We start from the raw sequence: 21,694 nt of genomic DNA, 5'->3' as shown, positions 1-21,694 counted from the left end.
CCGAACGAGGGATCAGTCAGTGGCGTCGGAGTCGGAGGACTCCCCCGCCTCCGTCGCATCGGACGCGTCAGGGAGCTCTTCGAAGAGGCCCGCAGGCGGCGTGACGATGACGCGCCCGGCGCTGATGTCGACCGTGGGAACGATCGCCTGGACGAACGGCACCATGATGTCCTGCTCGCCGGACCTGACGATGAGCAGATCCTGCGCAGGGAAATGCTCGACGCGAGCCACCTTGCCCACGACGACGCCGTCACGGACGACGTCGAGACCCACGAGCTGATGGTCGAACCACGCGTTGTCCTCGACCTCGTCGTTGTCCTGATCGATCCAGAGGATGGCTCGGACGAGAGTCTCTGCGCCCTCGCGATCGTCGACATCCTTGAGGAAGACGACGGGGTTGCCGTTCATCACGCGGTATTCGCGAACGACGACGGTCTTGCCGTGCCACGGAGATGCCTCAGGCACCTGCAACGTGAACTCGGCTCCTGGAGTGAATCGGCGTTCCGGGTTGTCGGTGTACAGCTCGAGCTTGAGAGCGCCCTTGAGGCCGTGGGCCTTGACGAGGCGCCCCACCCGCAGCTGGTTCTTGCCCTGGTTGCGGTCCTTGGACACCACGTCAGTCATCCGCGACGTCGACCCGGACACGCCGCCCATCCGCGAGAGCGGCGATGAGCGTGCGCAGTGCTTTTGCGGTGCGGCCGCCGCGCCCGATCACTCGACCACGGTCGTCGGGGTGCACACGCACCTCGAGCAGGTCGCCTCTCGGCGTCGTGGAAGCGTTGATGCGGACATCTTCAGGGTGATCGACGATCCCCTTGACGATGTGTTCGAGCGCGGCGGCGAGCACGACGAATTACTCTGCGTCGGCGGCGGGAGCCTCTGCGGCCTCCGCGTCGGCCTTGGCGGGAGCCTCCTCAGCGGGGGCCTCCACCTTCTTCTCGGCCTTGGGCTTGACGACGGACTTCTTGGACGCGTCGATCTCGAACGGAACCTTGGGCTCCTTGACCTTCAGCGTGGACTTCGCGTCCTTGTCGCCCTTGAACTTGCCCCAGTCGCCCGTGATCTTGAGCAGAGCAGCGACCTGCTCGGTCGGCTGAGCGCCGACGGAGAGCCAGTACTGCGCACGGTCGGAGTCGATCTCGATGAACGAGGGCTCCTCGGTGGGGTGGTACTTGCCGATCTCCTCGATCACGCGACCATCGCGCTTGGTCTTCGAGTCGGCGACGACGATGCGGTAGTACGGCGCACGGATCTTGCCCAGGCGCTTGAGACGAATCTTGACAGCCACGATTCTCCTGAATTGTGTGGAAGGTAACGAACCGATCGCCTGGAGAGTGGGGTGCACACCCGGCGGAAGCTCAAATAGGGAGGACGAGTGCTGGATAGAGGGTCGAGCACGTCGTCCGACCTTCTATTCTGCCAGATCCGCGGCCCAGGAGCGAAACGCGGCGACACGACGGTTGCCGTGTCGCCGACAGCGCGTGTCAGACTGTGCTCGTGAAGCTCGATTTCGCGCCATCGGCCCGGTCCACCGTCGGTCTCGAGTGGGAGATCATGCTCGCCGATCCGGTGAGCGGTGATCTCGTCGGCCGCGCCCCCGAGCTGCTGTCGGCACTCGAGGATGAGAGTGCAGAAGAACGGCACACCGTGACGGGCGAGCTCCTCACCAACACGATCGAGGTCACCAGCGGCATCGGCGATTCCGTGGCCCATGCCGTGGACGACATCGCCAACGCGATCACCGCTGTTCGTGCGGCGACGGATCCGGCCGGCATCGAGCTGCTCTCGGCCGGCAGTCACCCGTTCGCGCAGTGGTACCACCAGGAAGTGACCGACAAGACGCGCTACCACACCCTGATCGAGCGCACCCAGTGGTGGGGTCGGAACATGATGATCTGGGGGATCCACGTCCACATCGGCGTGGAGGATCAGCGCAAGGTCATCCCGATCATCAACGCCCTCGCCGCTTATCTCCCGCATCTGCAGGCTCTCTCCGCCTCGAGTCCGTTCTGGGCCGGTGAGCGCACCGGATACGCCTCGAACCGTGCTCTGGTGTTCCAGCAGCTGCCCACTGCGGGGCTCCCGTGGCCGCTGCAGGACTGGTCGGAGTACGAGGCCTACCTCGACGACATGGTGCGCACCGGTGTGATGGCGGACGCCACCGAAGTGCGCTGGGACATCCGGCCCGCACCGCGGTGGGGGACGATCGAGGTGCGGGCATGCGACGGGCTCTCCACGCTGCCGGAGCTCGCGGCAGTGGCCGCGCTCGTGCAGGTCCTGGTCGAGCATCTCTCGCGTCAGATGGACGAGGGAGTCCCCCTCGCGCAGATGCCCGCCTGGTACCACCGGGAGAACAAGTGGCGCGCCGCGCGCTACGGCTTGGACGCGCGGGTGATCGTCGACGCCGCCGGAACCCAGCGTCCCGTGCGGGAGCATCTTTCGGAGGTGCTCGAGGAGCTCGCCCCGGTCGCGGTCGAACTCGGCTGCGTGCGTGAGTTCGGCAGCATCGAGACGATCCTCACGGACGGCGCGAGCTACGAGCGTCAGCTGACGATCGCGAACGCGACGGGCGGCGACCTCGGTGCAGTCGTCCAGCATCTGATCCGAGAGTTCCGCTCCGGCCCGGAATCCTCGACCGACGAGCCGTAGGGTCAGTCCTCGACGAGCCTGCGCGCGAGTCCTTCATCGAGCACCACGTCCGTGATGAGGTCGGCGGCGATGGCGGCGCGGAGGCTGGCGAGCTTCGGAACACCGGACACCACGCACACGCGTCGGGGCACCCGCCGCAGCCGGTCGAGACCCGGACCCGTCGCCCGTGCGTTGACACGGATGTCCCTCCAGGATCCGTCCGCGCGGAAGAAGACCGTGGCCACGTCGCCGATCGCATGGTCCTCCCGGAGGCTCCGGTAGTCATCGCGACCGAGATAGCCGCCGACGTACACGCGACTGGGGACCTCCGCGGCCGGAGAGCCGAGACTGAACACGGCGATGTCCATCTTCGACTGCAGGTCGAGCACCCGCAGAGTGCTCCGCTCTCGCCACATCGCCTCGCGCGTCGAGGGATCGTCGAAGAACGCGGGCACGGGGAACTGCTGCACCTGCGCACCGAACGCGCTGCCGAAGCGCTGGAGGATGTCGCTCGAGTACTCGACCCCGCTGGTCTGCGTGTTCCCGGCACCGTTCAACTGCACGAACGTCGTGTTGTGCGTCTCCTTCTGCGTGAGACCACGACTGACCGCGCTGATCGTGGATCCCCACGCGACACCCACGATCATGTTCGAGTCGACGAACTGCGACAGCAGTCGCCCTGCGGTCAGGGCCACCCGCTCGAGCCTCTCGACCTCGCTGACGATCTCGGGGATGGGCACGACGTGGGCCACGAGGCGATGCCTGTCCCGGATGCGCTGCTCCAGCATGCCGAGTCGCTCGAGAGGCGAATTGATGCGTATGTCCACGAGTCCGCTCTCGCGGGCGAAGCTGAGCAGGCGAGACACCGATGATCGCGAGGTCTTCAGCTCCTGCGCGATCACCTCCATGGTCTTGTCCTGCATGTAGTAGAGCTGTGCCGCGGTGAGCGCGGCGATCAGCTTGGAATCGCGCGATCCCGCGTCAGACTGGCGCATGACGACCTCCTCGAGTCGATCTTTGCACATATGTGCAACGGGCTTGCGCGTGGTGGGCGATCAGGTCGAAGCTGGGAGCACGCACAGAGAAGGGTCGAAGATGATCGAGTCGACACACTCATCACCGGAACGCGCGGCAGTCCGCGCCGTCCGTGAGTCCGGACGCACGAGCGTCCTTGTCATCGGAGCCGGGATCAACGGGATCTCCGCGTTCCGTGATCTGGCGCTGCAGGGCGTCGACGTACTGCTCGTCGAGCGAGGCGACTTCGCCTCCGGCGCGTCGGCGGCGTCGAGCCACATGATCCACGGCGGCATCCGCTATCTCGAGAACGGCGAGTTCCGACTCGTGCGCGAATCGGTCGAAGAGCGCAACGGTCTGCTGAAGATCGCCCCGCACTACGTCAAGCCGCTCGAGACGACGATCCCCATCTACTCGACCTTCTCCGGCATCCTGTCCGCTCCCCTGCGCTTCCTCACGCACAAGAGCGGCAAGCCCCAGGAGCGTGGAGCGTTCCTGATCAAGGTGGGACTGACGATCTACGACACGTTCTCCCGCGACGGCGGCATGGTGCCCCGTCACCGGTTCCTGGGTCGCAAGCGCTCGCTCGCCGAGCTCCCCTCGCTCGACCCGAACATCAAGTACACGGCCACCTACTACGACGCGTCTATGCACGACCCGGAGCGCCTCGCGCTCGACGTCCTGCAGGACGGACGCGCCGCACACCCCGGCGCCGTCGCACTGAACTACGTCGAGGCGATCGCGCGGGACGGCGAGAAGGTCGTCCTCCGCGATCGTGAGAGCGGGACCGAGTTCACCGTCACCGCCGATGTCGTCGTGAACGCATCCGGTCCGTGGACCGATCTCACCAACGACGCGCTGGGCAACGACACGCGTTTCATGGGCGGCACCAAGGGATCCCACATCGTCCTCGACCACCCCGAGCTCCTCGAGGCGACGCGCGGACGCGAGATCTTCTTCGAGCACTCCGACGGTCGCATCGTCCTGATCTACCCGCTCAAGGGTCGCGTTCTCGTGGGAACGACCGACATCGATGCAGACCCCCGCGAGGTCCCGGTGTGCACCGAGGAGGAGATCGACTACTTCTTCGACCTCATCCACCACGTCTTCCCGACGATCGACGTGACCCGCGAGCAGATCGTCTTCAACTTCTCGGGGATCCGTCCGCTCCCCCGGCACGAGGACACCGCGCCGGGATTCGTCTCTCGCGACTATCGCATCGAAGTCGACGAGAAGGGTGCCGCCCCTCTCGTGAGTCTCGTCGGAGGCAAGTGGACCACCTTCCGAGCCCTCGGCGAATCGCTCTCCGACGTGGTGCTCGGTCTGATCGGTCGCACCCGCACCGTGTCCACCGCCGGACGCGCCATCGGCGGAGGCCGTGACTTCCCGCGCACCGAGAAGGCACGTCGCATCTGGATCCAGGAGAACCTGCCCGGAGCCGGCGATCGCGCCGAGCGTCTTCTCGCCCGATACGGAACCCGCGCCGCGCAGGTCTGGGAGTTCATCGAGCAGGGAGACGACGCGCCTCTGGTCGGCGGCGACCTCTCGACGCGCGAGCTGGCATGGATGGTCGAGAACGAGATGGTCGCGCGACTGCAGGACGTCGTTCTGCGCCGCACCAGCATCGCTTTCACCGGCAATGCCGATGCGGATGTGCTCGAAGAGCTTGCAGACGCGCTGTCTCCTCTGCTCGACTGGGATCGCGCACGGCACGATGCCGAACTCGAGCAGACGCGGGCGCTGCTGAACGAACGCCATGGACTCCAGATCTCGTCACGCGCACGCGGCTGACGAGACATCCGAACACCGCCCTCCACGCGGTGTAATTCCCAACAAGTGCCAGGGCTAAGGGGCCCTGGCACTCAAGAAAGGTCAATGAAGACATGACTGAAGTGAATCTCGGTCTCTACTTCCTCTCGGAGTTCGTCGGCACAGCGCTGCTGATCCTCCTCGGATGTGGTGTGGTCGCCAACGTCGCGCTAGCCAAGAACAAGGGCTTCGGCGGCGGTTTCCTGATGGTCAACTGGGGATGGGGTCTCGCGGTCTTCGTGGGTGTCCTCGCCTCCGCCTACTCCGGCGCCATCCTGAACCCTGCTGTCGGCATCGGCCTTCTCGTCGCAGGCAAGATCGACTTCTCTCAGTTCGCGGTCGCGACCGGTGCTGAGCTGCTCGGCGCGATCGTCGGTGCGATCCTCACCTGGCTGGCCTACAAGCAGCACTTCGACGAGGAGCCCGACCCCGCCAACAAGCTCGGCGTCTTCTCGACCGGTCCCGCGATCCGCTCGTACGGCTGGAACCTCGTCACCGAGGTCATCGGCACGTTCGTCCTCGTGTTCGCGATCTTCGCGTTCGCTGACTACGGCGACATCGAGATCGGCGTCCCCGGAGGCCTCGGCCCGCTCAGCGCCCTTCCCGTCGCACTCGTCGTGGTCGCCATCGGTGCATCGCTCGGTGGACCGACCGGATACGCGATCAACCCGGCACGTGACCTCGGCCCCCGCATCGCCCACGCCATCCTCCCGATCAAGGGCAAGGGTTCCAGCGACTGGTCCTACTCGTGGGTCCCGGTCGTCGGTCCGCTCATCGGTGGTGTCCTCGCCGCCGTCGCTGCGCCGGTACTGCTCAACCTCGCCTGAACCCGAACCTGACTTCAAAGGAGAACACAATGGCCGACTACATCATCGCCATCGATCAGGGCACCACTTCCAGCCGCGCGATCATCTTCGACAAGAAGGGCAGCATCGTCGCGACCGGTCAGAAGGAGCACGAGCAGATCCTGCCCAAGGCAGGCTGGGTCGAGCACGACCCCGCTGAGATCTGGCGCAACGTGCAGGAGGTCATCGGACTCGCACTGAGTCGCGCCGACCTGACGCGCCACGACATCGCCGCGGTCGGAATCACGAACCAGCGCGAGACCGCTGTGGTCTGGGACAAGACCACCGGCAAGGCCGTCTACAACGCCATCGTCTGGCAGGACACCCGTACGCAGGAGATCGTCGACCGCCTCGCGGCCGACGGCGGGGTCGAGCGGTTCAAGCCCATCGTGGGCCTCCCCCTCGCCACCTACTTCTCCGGCACCAAGATCGCCTGGATCCTCGAGAACGTCGAGGGCGCTCGCGAGAAGGCGGATGCCGGCGACCTCGTCTTCGGCACGACGGACAGCTGGGTGCTCTGGAACCTCACCGGCGGTGTCGACGGCGGCGTTCACGTGACGGACGTCACCAACGCCTCGCGCACGATGTTCATGGATCTCGAGACGCTCGAGTGGCGCGACGACATCCTCGAGGCGTTCGGCGTTCCCCGATCGATGATGCCCGAGATCCGCTCCTCGTCCGAGGTCTACGGCGCAGCCGAGGACTCGTCACTGCTGCGCGAGACGCCGATCGCCGGCATCCTCGGCGACCAGCAGGCCGCGACCTTCGGCCAGGCCGCATTCAACACGGGCGAGAGCAAGAACACCTACGGCACCGGGTGCTTCCTGATCTTCAACACGGGTGAGGAGATCGTCCACTCGAAGAACGGCCTGCTCACCACTGTCGGCTACAAGCTCGGCGACGGACCGACGCACTACGCGCTCGAGGGCTCGATCGCCGTCACCGGATCCCTGATCCAGTGGCTGCGCGACCAGCTCGGCATCATCGGCTCCGCTCCCGAGGTCGAAGAACTCGCGAAGCAGGTCGACGACAACGGCGGCGTGTACATCGTCCCGGCGTTCTCCGGTCTGTTCGCGCCCTACTGGCGCCCGGACGCCCGCGGCGCCATCGTGGGCCTCACCCGCTACGCGAACAAGAATCACATCGCTCGCGCAGCGCTCGAGGCGGTCGCATTCCAGACCCGCGACGTGCTCGACGCCGTCAACGCGGATGCCGGAGTCGACCTCACGGAACTCAAGGTCGACGGCGGGATGGTCGCGAACGACGCGCTCATGCAGTTCCAGGCCGATGTGCTCGGTGTGCCGGTCGTTCGCCCCGTCGTGGCGGAGACGACAGCGCTCGGCGCCGCTTACGCGGCCGGTCTCGCCGTCGGATTCTGGAACGGACTCGACGATCTCTCCGCCAACTGGCAGGAGGACCGCCGTTGGGAGCCCTCCATGGAAGACGGAGAGCGCGATCGCCAGCTGCGTCTGTGGCGCAAGGCCGTCAGCAAGTCGATGGACTGGGTCGACGAAGACGTGAAGTGACCTCAGATACCTGAGTGGGCGGGCCCGGAGGATTCCTCCGGGCCCGCTTCATCATTCCGGCGCGACGTCATCGACTCGACGACGCGGAGGAAGGCGGACGTGACGTTGCGCGGGGCGCGATCGTCCCAGGCGACGTACTGAACCCGTACGGGACCATCGACGAGATCGACCGCCGCGACGTCGAAGGACGACGTAGCGATCACCCCCGGTGCCAGCAGTGAGATCGCGAGCCCCTGGGAGACGAGACCCAATATCAGCTCAGACGAGTCCGCTTGGAAGGGCACGTCACGTGTGATGCCGGCTGCCGCGAAGGCAGCGTCCGCCTGGGCGCGGCCAGATGTGCCCGCGGGAAAGTCCGCGAAGACCTCATCCGCGAGGTCGGCGAGGCTGACGCCGACATGCCCGGAGATGCGGTGAGCAGGGGATGCCGCGACGACAAGGCGTTCGCGGGCGAGTGCACGAAATGCCACGCTCCGAGGCTCGACGCCCTCTCGCAGTCCCAGCAGAGCGACATCGAGGTCGCCGCGCCGAACGGCCTCCACCAGCGTGTCGCTGTTGCCGACCGTGAGCTCGACCGCGGCATCCGGATGAGCGGCGCGGAATCGTGCGATCGCTCGCGGGACAGGGACGGCGCTGCCCGTGGGGATGACACCGAGATGAAGGGTGCCCACGACGCGGCCGGCCGTGGCAGCCGCAGCGTCACGCGCATCGTGCGCTGCTCTGACCGCCCGATTCGCATGGACGAGGAATGCCTCACCCGCCTCGGTGGTGCGTACGCTGCGGCTCGATCGGACGAACAGCCGCTGCCCGAGTTCCCGCTCGAGAGCAGCTATCTGGTGGCTCAGCGCCGACTGCGTCACGAAGCAGCGCTCGGCGGCGCGCGTGAAACTGGCGGACGACGCGACTTCAACGACGTATCTCAACTGCTGCAGATCCATGCATTCATGATCGCAGTTCATGTGTCAGGTGAGAACCATGCGTTGGACTCATGGCTGATGGGCATTGAGGCTGAAGGAATGAACCGCCTCGCCCTGGTGCTGCTCACCGCGCTGGCCCCTCTGTCGTGGGGCACCACCTACCTCGTGACGACGGAGTTGCTCCCGACCGGTCATCCCCTCTTCGCAGGACTCCTCCGCGCGCTTCCTGCGGGACTCGTCGCACTGGCGATCGGTCGCGCTCTGCCGCGCGGAGCCTGGTGGCTGAGATCTCTCGCACTCGGAACCCTCAACATCGGCGCATTCTTCCCGCTCCTGTTCATCGCCGCGGAAAGGCTGCCCGGCGGAGTCGCCGCCGCCGTCGCGGGTGTCCAACCGCTGACCATCCTCGGACTGAGTGCTCTGCTGCTCGGAGACCGCATCCGCCCTGTCACGGCAATCGCTGCCGCCGTGGGTGCCGGAGGCGTCGCTCTCGTCGTGCTCGGACCAGCAGCCCAGCTCGATGCCCTCGGCATCCTGGCGGCACTCGGCGGGGTGACTGCGACCTCGGTGGGCATGATCCTCACCAAGCGCTGGGGGCGCCCGGCAGGCGTGGGGGCCGTCGCCTACGCGGGGTGGCAGCTGACTGCGGGCGGGCTGGTCCTGCTGCCCCTCGCCCTGTTGTTCGAAGGCACTCCCCCGACCGTCGACGGCGGAGCAGCGCTCGGGTACGTCTGGCTCGGATCGGTGGGAGGCCTGCTCGCCTACATACTGTGGTTTCGAGGCATCCAGCAGCTGCCGGTGATCGCACCCGGGCTGCTCGCTCTGCTCTCCCCCGTCGTGGCGACTCTGCTGGGCGCACTCGTCGCCGGCGAGAGGTTCACGACGGCTCAGGTCATCGGTGTCGTTCTCGTCCCGGTCGCCCTCGTCGGAGGACAGCTGACCGCGATCCGGCGACCCCGCCGGTCGTCACGTGTTCCCGAACCGGCGCTGCCCGCGCGCCGACTCTGACGGGACGCCTCAGTTCTTGCCGAAGAGCTTCTGGATCTCCGCGAGGTCGGCTTCGCTCGGCGCCTTCGGGCCCCCGAGACCGAAACCCGAACCCGTCGGAGTCGACGTCGGAGCGAGGCCGGCGTTCTCGGCGGCGCGCTTGGCGGGGTTGCCCGAACGTGAACCGCCGGAGGACTTGCCCTTCTTGCCGCGCTTCGACGACGCGCCGGGCTTGCCCATGCCGGGCATCGACCCCATGCCGGGGATGTTCGGGGTGCCACCGCGCGCGACGGTCTTCATCATCTTCGCGGCCTGATCGAAGCGCTGGACGAGCTGGTTGACATCCGTGACCGTCATTCCCGAACCGCGGGCGATACGCAGGCGACGCGAGCCGTTGAGGACCTTCGGATTGCGGCGCTCACCGGGAGTCATGGAGCGGATGATCGCCTCGGTGCGATCGATCTCGCGCTCGTCGAAGTCCTCGAGCTGCTGCTTCATCTGCCCCATGCCGGGAAGCATTCCCAGCATCTTCTTCATCGATCCCATCTTCTTCATCTGCTGAAGCTGGTCGAGGAAGTCTTCGAGTGTGAACTGCTCGGTCGCGAGCTTCTCGGCCATCTTGACCGCCTCTTCCTCATCGAAGGCCTGCTGGGCCTGCTCGATGAGGGTGAGGATGTCGCCGAGATCCAGGATCCGGCTGGCCATGCGATCGGGGTGGAACGGCTCGAGGTCTTCGAGGCGCTCACCGGTCGATGCGAAGATGATCGGTCGTCCGGTCACGGAGGCGACGGACAGCGCCGCACCACCGCGGGCATCTCCGTCGAGCTTCGACAGCACGACGCCGGTGAAGTCGACACCCTCCTGGAACGCACGAGCGGTGTTCACCGCATCCTGGCCGATCATGGCGTCGATGACGAAGAGAACCTCGTCGGGGTCGGTGGCCTTGCGGATGTCGGATGCCTGCTTCATGAGCTCGGCATCCACGCCCAGGCGTCCGGCGGTGTCGATGATGACCACGTCGTGCTGGTGACGTCGCGCATGCTCGACACCGTCACGCGAGACCTTGACCGGGTCGCCCACGCCGTTGCCCGGCTCGGGTGCGTAGACGGTGGCACCGGCCTGCTCGGCGACCACCTGGAGCTGGTTCACGGCGTTCGGGCGCTGGAGGTCCGCCGCGACGAGCAGAGGAGTGTGTCCCTCCCCCTCGAGCTGCTTCGCGAGCTTGCCCGCGAACGTCGTCTTACCCGAACCCTGGAGTCCTGCGAGCATGATGACCGTCGGCGCGGTCTTGGCGAACTGGAGACGACGCTGCTCGCCTCCGAGGATCTGCACGAGCTCCTCGTTGACGATCTGCACGACCTGCTGGGCCGGGTTCAGTGCCTTGTTGACCTCGTCGCCGAGGGCACGTTCGCGCACCTTCGCGGTGAAGTCCTTGACGACCGTGAGCGCGACGTCGGCGTCGAGCAGCGCACGCCGGATCTCGCGCACTGTGCCGTCGACGTCGGCCGCAGTGAGCTTTCCCTTCGTGCGAAGGTTGCGGAAGGTCTCGGTGAGCCGATCGGAGAGCGTGCCAAAGGTAGCCATGGTGACACCGAGTTTACGCGAATCCTGACCCGTTCTCCGCGCTCGCTGCCGCGGTCCACGGCAACCGCGCGATCGCGCGCACAGCGTCGGCGAATCGATCGCTGACCGAACCGCGACCTGCGCCGCTCTCGGCCCAGGCTCGCACCGCAGCGAGAACCGCGGCGGCCCACGTCGCTGCCGCGATGTCGGCGGTGAGCGCGGGGACGCCGGAGCGCCGGGCGAGATCGGCGAGGGTCGCAGCCAGGCGCGCCTGTCGCCGTGCGGCGTCCTGCTCGAGTTCGTCGTCGAGCCCCATCGCGGACGAGTTGTTGATCGCGAGTGCGAGGCTGTCGGGTGCGAAGTCGTCGACGAGAGCCGAGAGGATGCGTCTGACGTGCGCGCCGTCGCGATCTTCGTGCACCGCGACCAGATCTTCGACCGCACGACCGATGCGGTCGTCGAGACCGGACCAGAGCACGTCGCTCTTCGACGAGAAGTAGTTGAAGAAGCTCGAGCGGCTCACTCCGGCTCGCTGGGTGATGTCGGCGACCGAGGTGGCGTCGTACCCCTGCTCCAGGAACAGCTCGCAGGCAGCCTCGGCGAGAGTCTCCCGCGAAGACGCCTTCGGCCGCCCTGCTCGGCTCGTGCTGCTCATGTCAACACGCTACCGCGCGTCGCTGCGGCGCGCCGCCGTCAGTGCGGAGGAGTATTCTTAGACGCAATCCATCTATTGACGAGAGTGGTCTCCATGCTCGAGATACTGACGGCGGGTCTCGCCCCGGCGTACGTCCCCTACACCGTGGGCTGGGATCTGCAGCGCAGCATCCATGCCGACGTCGTGTCCGGCACCCGTCCGGACACGCTCATCCTCCTCGAGCATGAGGCCGTGTACACCGCCGGCAAGCGGACCGAGCCGCAGGAGCGCCCCCACGACGGCACTCCGGTGATCGACGTCGACCGCGGCGGGAAGATCACCTGGCATGGCCCTGGCCAGCTCGTGGGATACCCGATCGTCCGACTGCCCGAGCCGATGGACGTCGTCGCTCACGTCCGCCGCCTCGAGCGCATCCTGATCGACGTGCTCCGTCCGCTCGGCGTCGACGGGTACCAGGTCGAGGGACGCAGCGGCGTATGGGTCCGCCGCCCGCTCTCGGAGGACAAGGTCGCGGCGATCGGGGTGCGTGTGCAGCAGGGCGTCACGATGCACGGCTTCGCGATCAACTGCGACAACACTCTCGCGGGCTTCGGCGGCATCATCCCGTGCGGGATCACCGACGCGGGCGTGACGACGGTGAGCGAGGTCGTCGGTGCTGACGTCTCCCCCGCCGACATCAGCGCCTCCGTGTCCGCCGCCTTCCTCGCCGAATACTCGACCGCCGACCGTGTAGGAGCCTCCAGATGACCGCCGCACCCGAGGGACGCAAGCTCCTCCGCCTCGAGATCCGCAACGCCGAGACGCCCATCGAGCGCAAGCCGGAATGGATCAAGACGAAGGCGAAGATGGGGCCCGAGTACACCGCACTCCACTCGCTGGTGAAGAGCGAGGACCTCCACACCGTGTGCCAGGAGGCGGGGTGTCCGAACATCTTCGAATGCTGGGAGGACCGAGAGGCGACCTTCCTCATCGGCGGGTCGCAGTGCACCCGTCGGTGCGACTTCTGCCAGATCGACACCGGCAAGCCCGACGCCTACGACACGGACGAGCCGCGCCGGGTCGCCGAGAGCGTCGTGCGGATGAACCTCCGCTATGCGACGGTCACCAGCGTCGCCCGCGACGACCTCCCGGACACCGGAGCCTGGCTGAATGCCGAGACCGTCCGGAAGATCCACGAGCTCAACCCGAACACCGGAGTAGAGCTGCTCGCCAACGAGCACAACGCCGATCCGGCCTTCCTCGGCCAGATCTTCGACGCACGCCCCGAGGTCTTCGCCCACAACGTCGAGACCGTGCCGCGCATCTTCAAGCGCATCCGCCCTGCATTCCGGTACGAGCGCTCGCTCGATGTGATCACCCAGGCACGCAACGCGGGACTGATCACCAAGTCCAACCTCATCCTCGGAATGGGCGAGGAACCGGAGGAGGTCGTCCAGGCGCTGAACGACCTGCACGACGCCGGCTGCGACATCATCACCATCACGCAGTATCTGCGGCCGTCTCCTCGTCACCTGCCTGTCGCACGGTGGGTCAAGCCGACCGAGTTCGTGGAGTTCAAGGAGGAGGCCGAGCGGATCGGCTTCCTCGGCGTGCTCGCAGGCCCCCTCGTGCGCTCGTCCTACCGCGCCGGCCGGCTGTGGGCGCAGTCGATGGTGTCGAAAGGACGCGAGATCCCGCCGCACCTGGCGCACATCGCCGAGAGTGCAGACCTCGGCTTCGCCCAAGCCGTCTGAACTGAGGCGGGAACGGTCAGTCCGCGCTCATCACGGATTGCACGCTGCCGTCGGAGCCGAGGTTCACGAGCAGGACGTCGTCGGTGGTGGTGGCGTCGAGCGCGTACTCCAACACGGCGAAGGGCTCGGACCCACCGTGCTCGTCGGCGAGGATCGTCATGCTCATGAGCCGGAGCGATCGGATGATGTCGACGGCGGCGTCACCGCTCACGTCGACGAGGACGTCTTCGAGCTCGTCACCATACGCCTCCTGCTGCTGCAGGATGTACTCGGTGACCTCGCTCGTGCGATCGTCGACCTCCGCGAGCATGCCCCGCCGCGAGACCGCGTCGACGTTCTCGATCCCTGCGATGAGCGAAGCGGCGATGTCGAGCGCGTCGGCAGAGACATCGTCCTGGTCGGGAGCCGTGAGGTCGACGGTGACACTCTGGTCACCAAGCTCCACCGTCTCGGACCAGAAGATCGAGCCGTCGGGCCCTGAGGACAGGAGTCCGAAGTAGTCGTGTTCGATCGCCATAACGCTATGAAACCAGCCTCGTGCTCGCGGCGGTAGTCCCGTCGTCAGCCGACGAGCGACTTGACGAAGACATGGGGGGTGAATCCGGTCAGATCATCGATGCCCTCGCCCTGCCCGAGGAGCTTGACGGGGATGCCGGTGCGCTCCTGCACGGCGAGGACGAAACCGCCCTTCGCCGATCCGTCGAGCTTGGTCAGGACGAGACCGGTGACGCCGGCATGCTGGAGGAAGGCCTCGGCCTGCATCACTCCGTTCTGCCCGGTCGTCGCGTCGAGCACGAGAAGGACCTCGCTGATCGGCGCCTGCTTCTCGATCACGCGACGGATCTTTCCCAGCTCATCCATCAGCCCGCCCTTGGTGTGCAGACGACCGGCCGTGTCGATGATCGCGATCTCGATGCCCTCACGCTGGGCGAACTCGATCGTCTGGTAGGCGACGGATGCCGGATCCTGGCCCTCCTGCTGGGGACGGACGATCGCCGCTCCCCCGCGCTGCGCCCAGGTGGCGAGCTGATCGACGGCCGCCGCACGGAACGTGTCGGCTGCGCCGACCACCACGCTGCGCTGGAACCCGCGGAGGAACTTGGTGAACTTGCCGATCGTCGTGGTCTTGCCGACGCCGTTGACGCCCACGACGAGCACGACCGCCGGTCGCTCGGTGAGCTTCAGGGTGGTGTCGAACTTCGCGAAGTGCTCCTCGAGCGTCTCGCGCAGCATCCGCTGGAGATCCTGCGGATCGGTCGTGCGGTAGCGCTCGACCTTCTCTCGAAGCTCCGCGACGACCCTCTCGCTGATGTCGGGACCGAAGTCAGCCGTGATGAGGGCGGTCTCAAGGTCCTCCCACGTCGTCTCGTCGATAGTGGGCTTGACGAACATCCCGCGCAGCGCGCGAGTGAGGGACCACGACTTCTCCGCCATGACTCCAGCCTACGGGTAGCGCCGTCAGACGGCGGCCGCGCGGTCGCCCACGCGCTGCCCGACGACCGCGGAGACGCCGTCCTGACGCATCGACACACCGTAGAGAGCGTCCGCGATCTCCATGGTTCGCTTCTGGTGGGTGATGACGAGCAGCTGCGAGCTCTCGCGAAGCTGCTCGAACACGGTGAGCAGGCGGCCGAGATTGGCGTCGTCGAGCGCCGCCTCGACCTCGTCGAGGATGTAGAAGGGGCTCGGGCGCGCCTTGAAGATGGCGACGAGCAGAGCGACCGCGGCGAGGGAGCGTTCACCTCCCGAGAGCAGGGAGAGCCGCTCGATCTTCTTGCCGACCGGACGCACCGACACCTCGATGCCCGTGGTGAGCATGTTCTCGGGATCTGTGAGCGAGATGCTTCCGGATCCGCCGGGGAACAGCAGAGGGAAGACCTCTCCGAACGCGATCCTCGTGTCTTCGAACGCGCTCGCGAAGATCGTCTGCATCCGCTCGTCGAGATCGGCGATGATCGTGAGCAGATCCTGACGGGTCTGGGTCAGGTCGGCGAGCTGTTCGGTGAGGAATGCATGGCGCTGCTCGAGTGCCGCGAACTCCTCCAGCGCGAGCGGGTTCACGCGTCCGAGTTGAGCGAGCTTGCGCTCCGCATCAGCCAGTCGACGCTGCTGAATCCGTCGATCGAACGGGATCGCCGTGTCGAGCTGCTCGTCATCGGCGGGCTCCGCAGCGGGGTCCCGCGGAACGAGCTGGTCGGGACCATATTCCGCAACGAGAATATCTTCGTCGAGCGCGAGCTCCGACGCCACCCGCTCCAGGAGGCTGTTGAGGTGCAGCTTCTTCTCATGGATCTGCAGCTCGAGACCGTGGACGCTCTCGGTGAGGCCGGCCAGCCTCTCCCGGAGCGAGGTCTCCTGCGCGCGCAGAGCCGTCAACTCCTGGTTCTGCGCCGATCGCGCCGACTCCGCCTCGGCCAGCGCGACGCGTGCCTCGGTGACGGACCGATCGATCGAATCGAGGATGCGCGGGAGCTCTAGCGCGACGCCGGATGCCGCCTCGCGCTGCGCACGGCGGATGACGGCCCGGCGCGCTGCCTCGGCAGCCGCGTCCCGCTCCTGCTCGCGCTGCCGCTCGAGACCGACGACCCGGGACTGGGCAGCGCGCACGCGCTCACGCAGCGTCTCGATCTCCAGGCGAGCCCTGACCTCGCCCTCGCGTGCGATCTCGAGCGCTTCGAGCAGTCCGTCACGCGCTGAGGCGTCGAGCACGGGCCGCGGCGCCGCGACAGCGGCGTCCCACTCGGCCTTGGCTGCCTCCGACGCGGCCTCGGCCTCCTGCACCGCGCTCTGCGCCTGCGCGAGCCCGTTCTCGAGTCGCTCGCACTCGGCGACCGCCGACTCGTGGGTGACCGTGATGCGGTTGACCTGCTCGGCGTGCGTCGCCAGCGCGGCATCGTGCTCGCGGAGCGCCCGGAGCGCGTCCTTCGCCAGACGACGGGATGTCTCGACGGACTCGTTCGCGTCCTCACGCGCCTCCCGCAGCGAGTCGACGATGACCTGCACTTCGGCCAGGCGGTCGTTCGCCGCGTCTCGTTCGGCGGCGAGCTCGAGGCGCGAGCGTTCGCCGCCGGAACCCGTGCGCAGAGTCTGAGCGGTGACGACGTCGCCGGCGGTGGTCACGATCGTGGTGGTGGTGTCGCCGGCGAGATCGAGTGACAGTCGCGCGGCACGCGCTGCGTCGAGGCTGTCTGCGATGACCACGTGCGACAGGATGCCGAGGACGCCGTCCGGCGCCGTGACCGTGTCGACCGCGCGGGTCACCCCATCGATGGCGGGCAGCTCGATCGACGGACGCGCGGAGTCGGCGATCACGAAATCGACCACTCCCCGTCGCTGCTCTGACGCGTCGCCGGCGAGGTCGAACGCATCGTCCGCGCCGTCGACGAGGACGCCTTCGGCGAGGGGACCCAGCACCGCCGCGACGGCAGCTTCGAATCCGCTCCTGACCTGCACCGAGTCGCCCACGAGTCCGCGTATCCCCGGACCGCCGGTCTTCACGATCTCCGCGGCTCCTCCGGAGATCGCGAGCGCGCTCCCGAGCGCCGCCGACTTCGCGGTGAGCGCGTCGACCTCGCGTTCCGCCGCGTGCAGCCGCTCACGGAGTGTCTCCCGCTCGGCTTCGGCCGCCGTCGCAGCCCGCTGCGCGCTCTCGTACGTTGCGGAATGCTCGGCTGCCGTGCCCTCAGGCGCCTCGGCATCGGCGATCGCATCGAGGGCTTCCGCTGCGTCACGACGGCGCGCGTTCGCCGCCTCGAGAGCGTTCTCCTGTCGAAGAACCGCGCCCCGCACGGCAGCGAGAGCGGACGCGGCCGCATCGGCTGTGCCACGCAGCGAACTGATGCGCATGTCGTACTCCGACACCAGCGCGCTCTGTTCGGCGATGTCGACGTCGAGAGTGTCGAGTTCGGCGCGCGCGAGCATCACCTCGCGGCTCGCCACGGTCGCCGCTTCCTGGGCGTCACCGAGGCCCGCGGAGATCACGGTGATCTCATCTTTCGCCTCGTCGATCGTGCTCTGCGTGACCGTGACGGCGGTCACTGCCGCGTCATCGTCGTCCGAGCCGAGCAGCGCGAGCCGCTGATTGGCCAGAGTGTAAAGCCCGCGCATCCGCTCCTGCACCTGCTCGAGACCGAAGGCGACGCTTCGCGCCTGATCCACCGCGGCCGAGTTCTGATCCTGCTCGAGCCGTGCGATGTTCGCCCGCACCGCTTCCGCCTGATCGGACAGCACCAGTCGTTCGGTATGTCTCTCGTTCTCCGTGCGCGTGTGATCGGCCAGGGCGGTGCGCAGCGCCACGACGTCGTCGGCGAAGATCCGGGCCTTGGCATCGCGGACGACCGCGGCGATCGTCTGCGCCTCTCGCGCGATCTCGGCCTGGCGTCCCAGCGGCTTCAGTTGACGGCGGATCTCACCCGCGAGGTCGCTCAATCGCGTGAGGTTGGTCTCCATCGCATCGAGCTTGCGAAGGGTCTTCTCCTTGCGCCGCCGATGCTTGAGGATGCCGGCGGCCTCTTCGATGAAGCCACGACGGTCTTCCGGCGATGCCTGGAGCACTGTGTCCAGCCGGCCCTGTCCGACGATGACGTGCATCTCTCGTCCCAGCCCCGAGTCGCTGAGGAGCTCCTGCAGATCGAGCAGGCGGCAGTTCTCTCCGTTGATCGCGTACTCGCTCGATCCGTTGCGGAACAGAGTCCGGCTGATCGTGACCTCGGCGAACTCGATCGGCAGTGCTCCGTCGCTGTTGTCGATCGTCAGCTGCACCTCGGCGCGGCCCAGCGGCCCCCGGGTCGAGGTGCCTGCGAAGATGACGTCTTCCATCTTGCCGCCGCGCAGCGTCTTGGCCCCTTGTTCGCCCATGACCCACGCGAGGGCGTCCACCACGTTGGACTTGCCTGACCCGTTGGGTCCGACGATGCAGGTGACACCCGGCTCGAAGACGAAGCTGGTCGGCTGCGCGAAGGACTTGAACCCCTTGAGGGTCAGGCTCTTCAGATGCATGCGCGTACCGCGTCTCGGGGGTGAATCACGCCCATACGCTACCGGAATGACGGCTCAGAACGGGCATCCCGCGCGGGTTCGCAGTGAACCGGAATTCCGCGCGACACGCCGATCCACGCCGGTCATGCTTGACGGACACGCCCGGGTTTCGCTACCGTAACCTCCGGATCGCCACACGAAAGGAGGTTACCGATGATCACTCAGCTCACTGCTCAGGCCACTGGCCTCGCCGCGCCATTCGCGCCGCGCTCTGCGCACTCGGTAACCGCCGGCGTCCGTCGAAGCGCTCTCTCGTAGAACCGCAGCCCGAGAACTCTGCCCCGAACCATCCACCGGTCTCCGACCTGTGACGGGGCTTCTCGCCCGCTCTACTCCGCGCTCCGCCCTCTGATCCTCTCCGGATCACGGCTCTCCGCCGATCCCGGCGCTCGCCTTCGGGCGCACCGGGCTCTCGACTCTCACCGCGCACCGCCGCCCTTCAACGAAGGCCCTGCGGCCGCGTTCGCCGCACCCATCACCACCATTCATCTCGAAGGAATCATCGTGAACACCACGCTGTACCGCAGCATCCCCCACCCTCCGGATACCGAGGACCAGCAGGTCCTCCACCTCCCCGCACCCGATGAGCTGCGGCGCCTCGCGCTGGCAGATCGTCTCTCTCTCCGGATCGGCCTCTGGCTGCTCCAGAGGGCACAGCGCCCTCGCCCGGTACGTCGTATCGCCGCCGCCGAAGCGGATGCGCTGCGTCTCGATCGACGTGATCGCACGCCCGGCGAGACCTACGCCCTGCTCACCTACGACCTGCAGCGTCAGCTGCGCTGACCTGGAGATCGCCATGAGCATCCCGCTCACCCCCGATGCGTCGCTGCATCCGCTCGTGCTGCCGGCACGAGCGGATGCGGCTGACGCCGCCGAATTCCGCGAGCTCGCCCGTGTTCGCAACGCCGTCTACCGAGAGGTCACCGGACGCACCGAGCAGGATCTGACGCCAGAGGCGCTGCTTCCGATCCTGCGCTCTCGCAAAGAGCGCACGACTGCTGTGTGGGCGGTGCGCGTCGGAGGCGAGATCGTCGGGCGCACAGTCATCGACATTCCTCATGAGGAGGGGTCGCGTGTGGCGATCGCCGCGATCGAGATCCACCCCCGTGTCTGGGGTCAGGGGATCGGAACCGCGATCCTGCCGCACGTCGAGGCCTTCGCCCGTCTCCACGGCCGCGCGGTCATTCAGAACTGGACGGAGCAGCCGGCCAGCGACGGACCCAGGCTGCAGGCGAAGACGGGCTTCGGCAGCGTTCCGGACGATCACGTCGCACGATTCCTCATCCGCCATGGATTCACCCTCGAGCAGGTCTATCGGGTGAGCCGCCTCGCGGTCACCCAGGAGACGGTTCAGCGTGCCGAGGAGCTGCGCGAGGACGCGCGAGCGCTCTCACAGGACTATCGCGTGCTCCAGTGGATGCTTCCGACGCCACCGGAGCACGTCGACGGCTACGCATGGCTCAAGTCGCGCATGTCGACCGACGCCCCCTCGGCCGATCTCGAGACCGACGAGGAGGCCTGGGACGCAGAGCGTCTGGTCGCCACGGAGAAGAGAGTCGCGGAGATGGGCCAGATCATGCAGGTCACTGTCGCGCAGCACATCCCGACAGGCGAGCTCACCGCATTCACCGAACTCGGAATCGGTCCGGATCCCACCGCCACCACACACCAGCACGACACCCTGGTGCTCACCGAGCACCGCGGCCATCGTCTGGGGCAACTCGTGAAGTGCGAAGCGTTCCTGTCGTGGACAGGCATCGCTCCCGCGTCACGCGACGTGATCACTTACAACGCCGAGGAGAACCGGCCGATGCTCGCCATCAACGAGGCGATGGGATTCACCGCCGTCGCCTATGAAGGCGCGTGGAAGAAGGAGCTGTCATGACGACCAGCACACTGACGATCACACCTCTGGCCGTCCCCCGCGCGCTGGACGCCGAGGATGCCGCGGACTTCCGCGCATACGGAGAGCTCAACAGGCAGATCTGCGAGGAGCTGGTCGGTCTGCCCGACATCGCCCCCGATGCCGCGCAGATGCTCGCATCGTGGCAGGATCCCAGCGATACCCTGCAGACCGGGTTCGTCGCCAGGCTCGGAACCGAGATCGTCGGCATGATCACTCTCTCCTACGCTCAGGAGGCGGACGCGAACGCCGCAGAGGCGGACCTCCTCGTGCCGGCGAGCCAATGGGGACGCGGTGTCGAAGACGCTCTCCTGTCGCTCGCCGAGTCGGAGGCGCGCGCACACGGCCGATCCCTGGTGCAGACCTGGACGCTGCACAGGCCCATGGAGTCGGACCGGATGATCACACCGCGAACAGGGTGGGGTCGCATTCCGGCGATTCCGCTGTCGGACGCTCTCGTCGCCCGCGGATACGAGTTCGAACAGGTCGAACGCAACAGCGAGCTCGATCTGCGCTCCGACCCCGCCCCGCTGCGGGCCGCTCTGGAATCGGCGAAGACCGCCGCCGGCGACGATTACCGGGTGCTCCAGTGGATGGCGCCGACACCGCCTGAGTTCCGCGACGGGTACGCGGCGATCCTCGCTCGCCTGTCTACCGACGCCCCGAGCGGCGACATGGACTTCGTCGCCGAGGAGTGGGATGCGGAACGTGTCGTGCGACGTGAGCGACGGCTCACGGGGGCCGGTCAGGCTCTGTCGATCGTCGCGGTGCAGCATGTGCCCAGCGGAGACATGGTGGCCTACAACGAGCTGCTCGTCGGGGCGGACCGCGCAGGAGTGACCCACCAGCTCGGCACTCTGGTGTCTCGCGAGCACCGCGGGCACCGTCTCGGCACGATCGTCAAGTGCGCGAATCTCCTCCGTTGGAGAGAGCTCATGCCGCTCACCCCGACGGTCTCGACGTTCAACGCAGAGGAGAACCGTCCCATGTTGAGCATCAACGAGGCGATCGGTTTCGCGCCTGTCTCCTATGCGGGAGCGTGGCAGAAGCGGATCTGATCGAGATCATCCGAGCGGT

The 21,694-nt window shown here is 67.1% G+C and carries 20 protein-coding genes; 10 read left to right on the top strand and 10 right to left on the bottom strand.

The window, feature by feature from the left end; genetic code table 11:
- Positions 1 to 12 precede the first annotated feature (12 nt).
- From rimM to rpsP, 3 genes are read right to left on the bottom strand one after another with little or no spacing between them, the layout of a single operon-like run.
- Positions 13 to 624: a ribosome maturation factor RimM gene (rimM, locus tag SOM10_RS02065; protein ID WP_053095943.1), complete on the bottom strand. Its 612-nt coding sequence runs from the start codon at positions 622 to 624 to the stop codon at positions 13 to 15.
- On the bottom strand, positions 617 to 847 hold the full coding sequence (locus SOM10_RS02060; RefSeq protein WP_053095941.1) for an RNA-binding protein: 231 nt from the start codon (positions 845 to 847) through the stop codon (positions 617 to 619). Before SOM10_RS02060 ends, rimM begins: the two co-directional genes overlap by 8 nt.
- Positions 848 to 853: 6 nt before the next feature.
- Positions 854 to 1,288, bottom strand: coding sequence for a 30S ribosomal protein S16 (gene rpsP, locus SOM10_RS02055; protein WP_053095939.1), 435 nt, complete (start codon positions 1,286 to 1,288; stop codon positions 854 to 856).
- Positions 1,289 to 1,497: 209 nt separating this feature from the next.
- Here rpsP and SOM10_RS02050 point away from each other — a divergent pair, with 209 nt between their 5' ends.
- A complete protein-coding gene (locus SOM10_RS02050; RefSeq protein WP_320488170.1) occupies positions 1,498 to 2,649 on the top strand; it encodes a glutamate--cysteine ligase in 1,152 nt (383 codons plus the stop codon).
- 2 nt (positions 2,650 to 2,651) lie between these two features.
- Here the strand turns inward: SOM10_RS02050 and SOM10_RS02045 are convergent, their stop codons facing one another.
- Positions 2,652 to 3,623, bottom strand: coding sequence for a sugar-binding transcriptional regulator (locus tag SOM10_RS02045; protein ID WP_053099094.1), 972 nt, complete (start codon positions 3,621 to 3,623; stop codon positions 2,652 to 2,654).
- A 100-nt stretch (positions 3,624 to 3,723) separates the two neighbouring features.
- Between SOM10_RS02045 and SOM10_RS02040 the strand changes: the two genes are divergently transcribed.
- The 3 genes from SOM10_RS02040 to glpK all read left to right on the top strand — a co-directional run bounded on the left by SOM10_RS02040 (position 3,724) and on the right by glpK (position 7,822).
- Positions 3,724 to 5,433, top strand: a complete 1,710-nt coding sequence (locus tag SOM10_RS02040) for a glycerol-3-phosphate dehydrogenase/oxidase (protein WP_053095938.1) — start codon at positions 3,724 to 3,726, stop codon at positions 5,431 to 5,433.
- 92 nt (positions 5,434 to 5,525) lie between these two features.
- A complete protein-coding gene (locus SOM10_RS02035) occupies positions 5,526 to 6,278 on the top strand; it encodes an MIP/aquaporin family protein (protein ID WP_320488169.1) in 753 nt (250 codons plus the stop codon).
- Between the two features lie 29 nt (positions 6,279 to 6,307).
- A complete protein-coding gene (gene glpK / locus SOM10_RS02030; RefSeq protein ID WP_053095934.1) occupies positions 6,308 to 7,822 on the top strand; it encodes a glycerol kinase GlpK in 1,515 nt (504 codons plus the stop codon).
- Positions 7,823 to 7,824: 2 nt separating this feature from the next.
- Here glpK and SOM10_RS02025 read toward each other — a convergent pair whose 3' ends face one another.
- Positions 7,825 to 8,760 (bottom strand): LysR family transcriptional regulator, encoded by a 936-nt coding sequence (locus SOM10_RS02025; protein ID WP_320488168.1) that lies wholly within the window; start codon positions 8,758 to 8,760, stop codon positions 7,825 to 7,827.
- Positions 8,761 to 8,838: 78 nt separating this feature from the next.
- Here SOM10_RS02025 and SOM10_RS02020 point away from each other — a divergent pair, with 78 nt between their 5' ends.
- Positions 8,839 to 9,747, top strand: a complete 909-nt coding sequence (locus SOM10_RS02020; protein ID WP_320488166.1) for an EamA family transporter — start codon at positions 8,839 to 8,841, stop codon at positions 9,745 to 9,747.
- 9 nt (positions 9,748 to 9,756) lie between these two features.
- On the opposite strand, the gene ffh is transcribed toward SOM10_RS02020, so the two are convergent.
- Positions 9,757 to 11,310, bottom strand: coding sequence for a signal recognition particle protein (ffh, locus tag SOM10_RS02015; protein ID WP_320488164.1), 1,554 nt, complete (start codon positions 11,308 to 11,310; stop codon positions 9,757 to 9,759).
- 13 nt (positions 11,311 to 11,323) lie between these two features.
- Entirely contained in the window at positions 11,324 to 11,944 is a 621-nt protein-coding gene (locus SOM10_RS02010; protein WP_053095926.1) for a TetR/AcrR family transcriptional regulator, read from the bottom strand.
- A 93-nt stretch (positions 11,945 to 12,037) separates the two neighbouring features.
- Between SOM10_RS02010 and lipB the strand changes: the two genes are divergently transcribed.
- Together lipB and lipA are read left to right on the top strand one after the other, a co-directional pair.
- Positions 12,038 to 12,691, top strand: a complete 654-nt coding sequence (gene lipB, locus SOM10_RS02005; protein ID WP_320488162.1) for a lipoyl(octanoyl) transferase LipB — start codon at positions 12,038 to 12,040, stop codon at positions 12,689 to 12,691.
- Positions 12,688 to 13,677, top strand: a complete 990-nt coding sequence (lipA, locus tag SOM10_RS02000) for a lipoyl synthase (RefSeq protein WP_053095923.1) — start codon at positions 12,688 to 12,690, stop codon at positions 13,675 to 13,677. Before lipB ends, lipA begins: the two co-directional genes overlap by 4 nt.
- 16 nt (positions 13,678 to 13,693) lie before the next feature.
- Here lipA and SOM10_RS01995 read toward each other — a convergent pair whose 3' ends face one another.
- Genes SOM10_RS01995 through smc form a run of 3 tightly spaced genes read right to left on the bottom strand, consistent with a single transcriptional unit; the run spans position 13,694 to position 18,675 of the window.
- Positions 13,694 to 14,194, bottom strand: coding sequence for a DUF2004 domain-containing protein (locus SOM10_RS01995; RefSeq protein WP_053095921.1), 501 nt, complete (start codon positions 14,192 to 14,194; stop codon positions 13,694 to 13,696).
- A gap of 44 nt (positions 14,195 to 14,238) precedes the next feature.
- On the bottom strand, positions 14,239 to 15,111 hold the full coding sequence (gene ftsY / locus SOM10_RS01990) for a signal recognition particle-docking protein FtsY (protein ID WP_320488159.1): 873 nt from the start codon (positions 15,109 to 15,111) through the stop codon (positions 14,239 to 14,241).
- A 24-nt stretch (positions 15,112 to 15,135) separates the two neighbouring features.
- Positions 15,136 to 18,675: a chromosome segregation protein SMC gene (smc, locus tag SOM10_RS01985; RefSeq protein ID WP_320488157.1), complete on the bottom strand. Its 3,540-nt coding sequence runs from the start codon at positions 18,673 to 18,675 to the stop codon at positions 15,136 to 15,138.
- A 543-nt stretch (positions 18,676 to 19,218) separates the two neighbouring features.
- Between smc and SOM10_RS01980 the strand changes: the two genes are divergently transcribed.
- Genes SOM10_RS01980 through SOM10_RS01970 form a run of 3 tightly spaced genes read left to right on the top strand, consistent with a single transcriptional unit; the run spans position 19,219 to position 21,675 of the window.
- Entirely contained in the window at positions 19,219 to 19,497 is a 279-nt protein-coding gene (locus tag SOM10_RS01980) for a hypothetical protein (protein WP_320488156.1), read from the top strand.
- Between the two features lie 13 nt (positions 19,498 to 19,510).
- On the top strand, positions 19,511 to 20,599 hold the full coding sequence (locus SOM10_RS01975) for a GNAT family N-acetyltransferase (RefSeq protein ID WP_320488155.1): 1,089 nt from the start codon (positions 19,511 to 19,513) through the stop codon (positions 20,597 to 20,599).
- Positions 20,596 to 21,675, top strand: a complete 1,080-nt coding sequence (locus tag SOM10_RS01970; RefSeq protein ID WP_320488153.1) for a GNAT family N-acetyltransferase — start codon at positions 20,596 to 20,598, stop codon at positions 21,673 to 21,675. The genes SOM10_RS01975 and SOM10_RS01970 overlap by 4 nt, the downstream gene beginning before the upstream one ends.
- Positions 21,676 to 21,694 lie beyond the last annotated feature (19 nt).

It is taken from the genome of Microbacterium sp. CFBP9023 (genome assembly GCF_034045055.1).
Lineage (GTDB): Bacteria > Actinomycetota > Actinomycetes > Actinomycetales > Microbacteriaceae > Microbacterium.
This window is presented reverse-complemented; position numbering and strand designations above follow the sequence as displayed.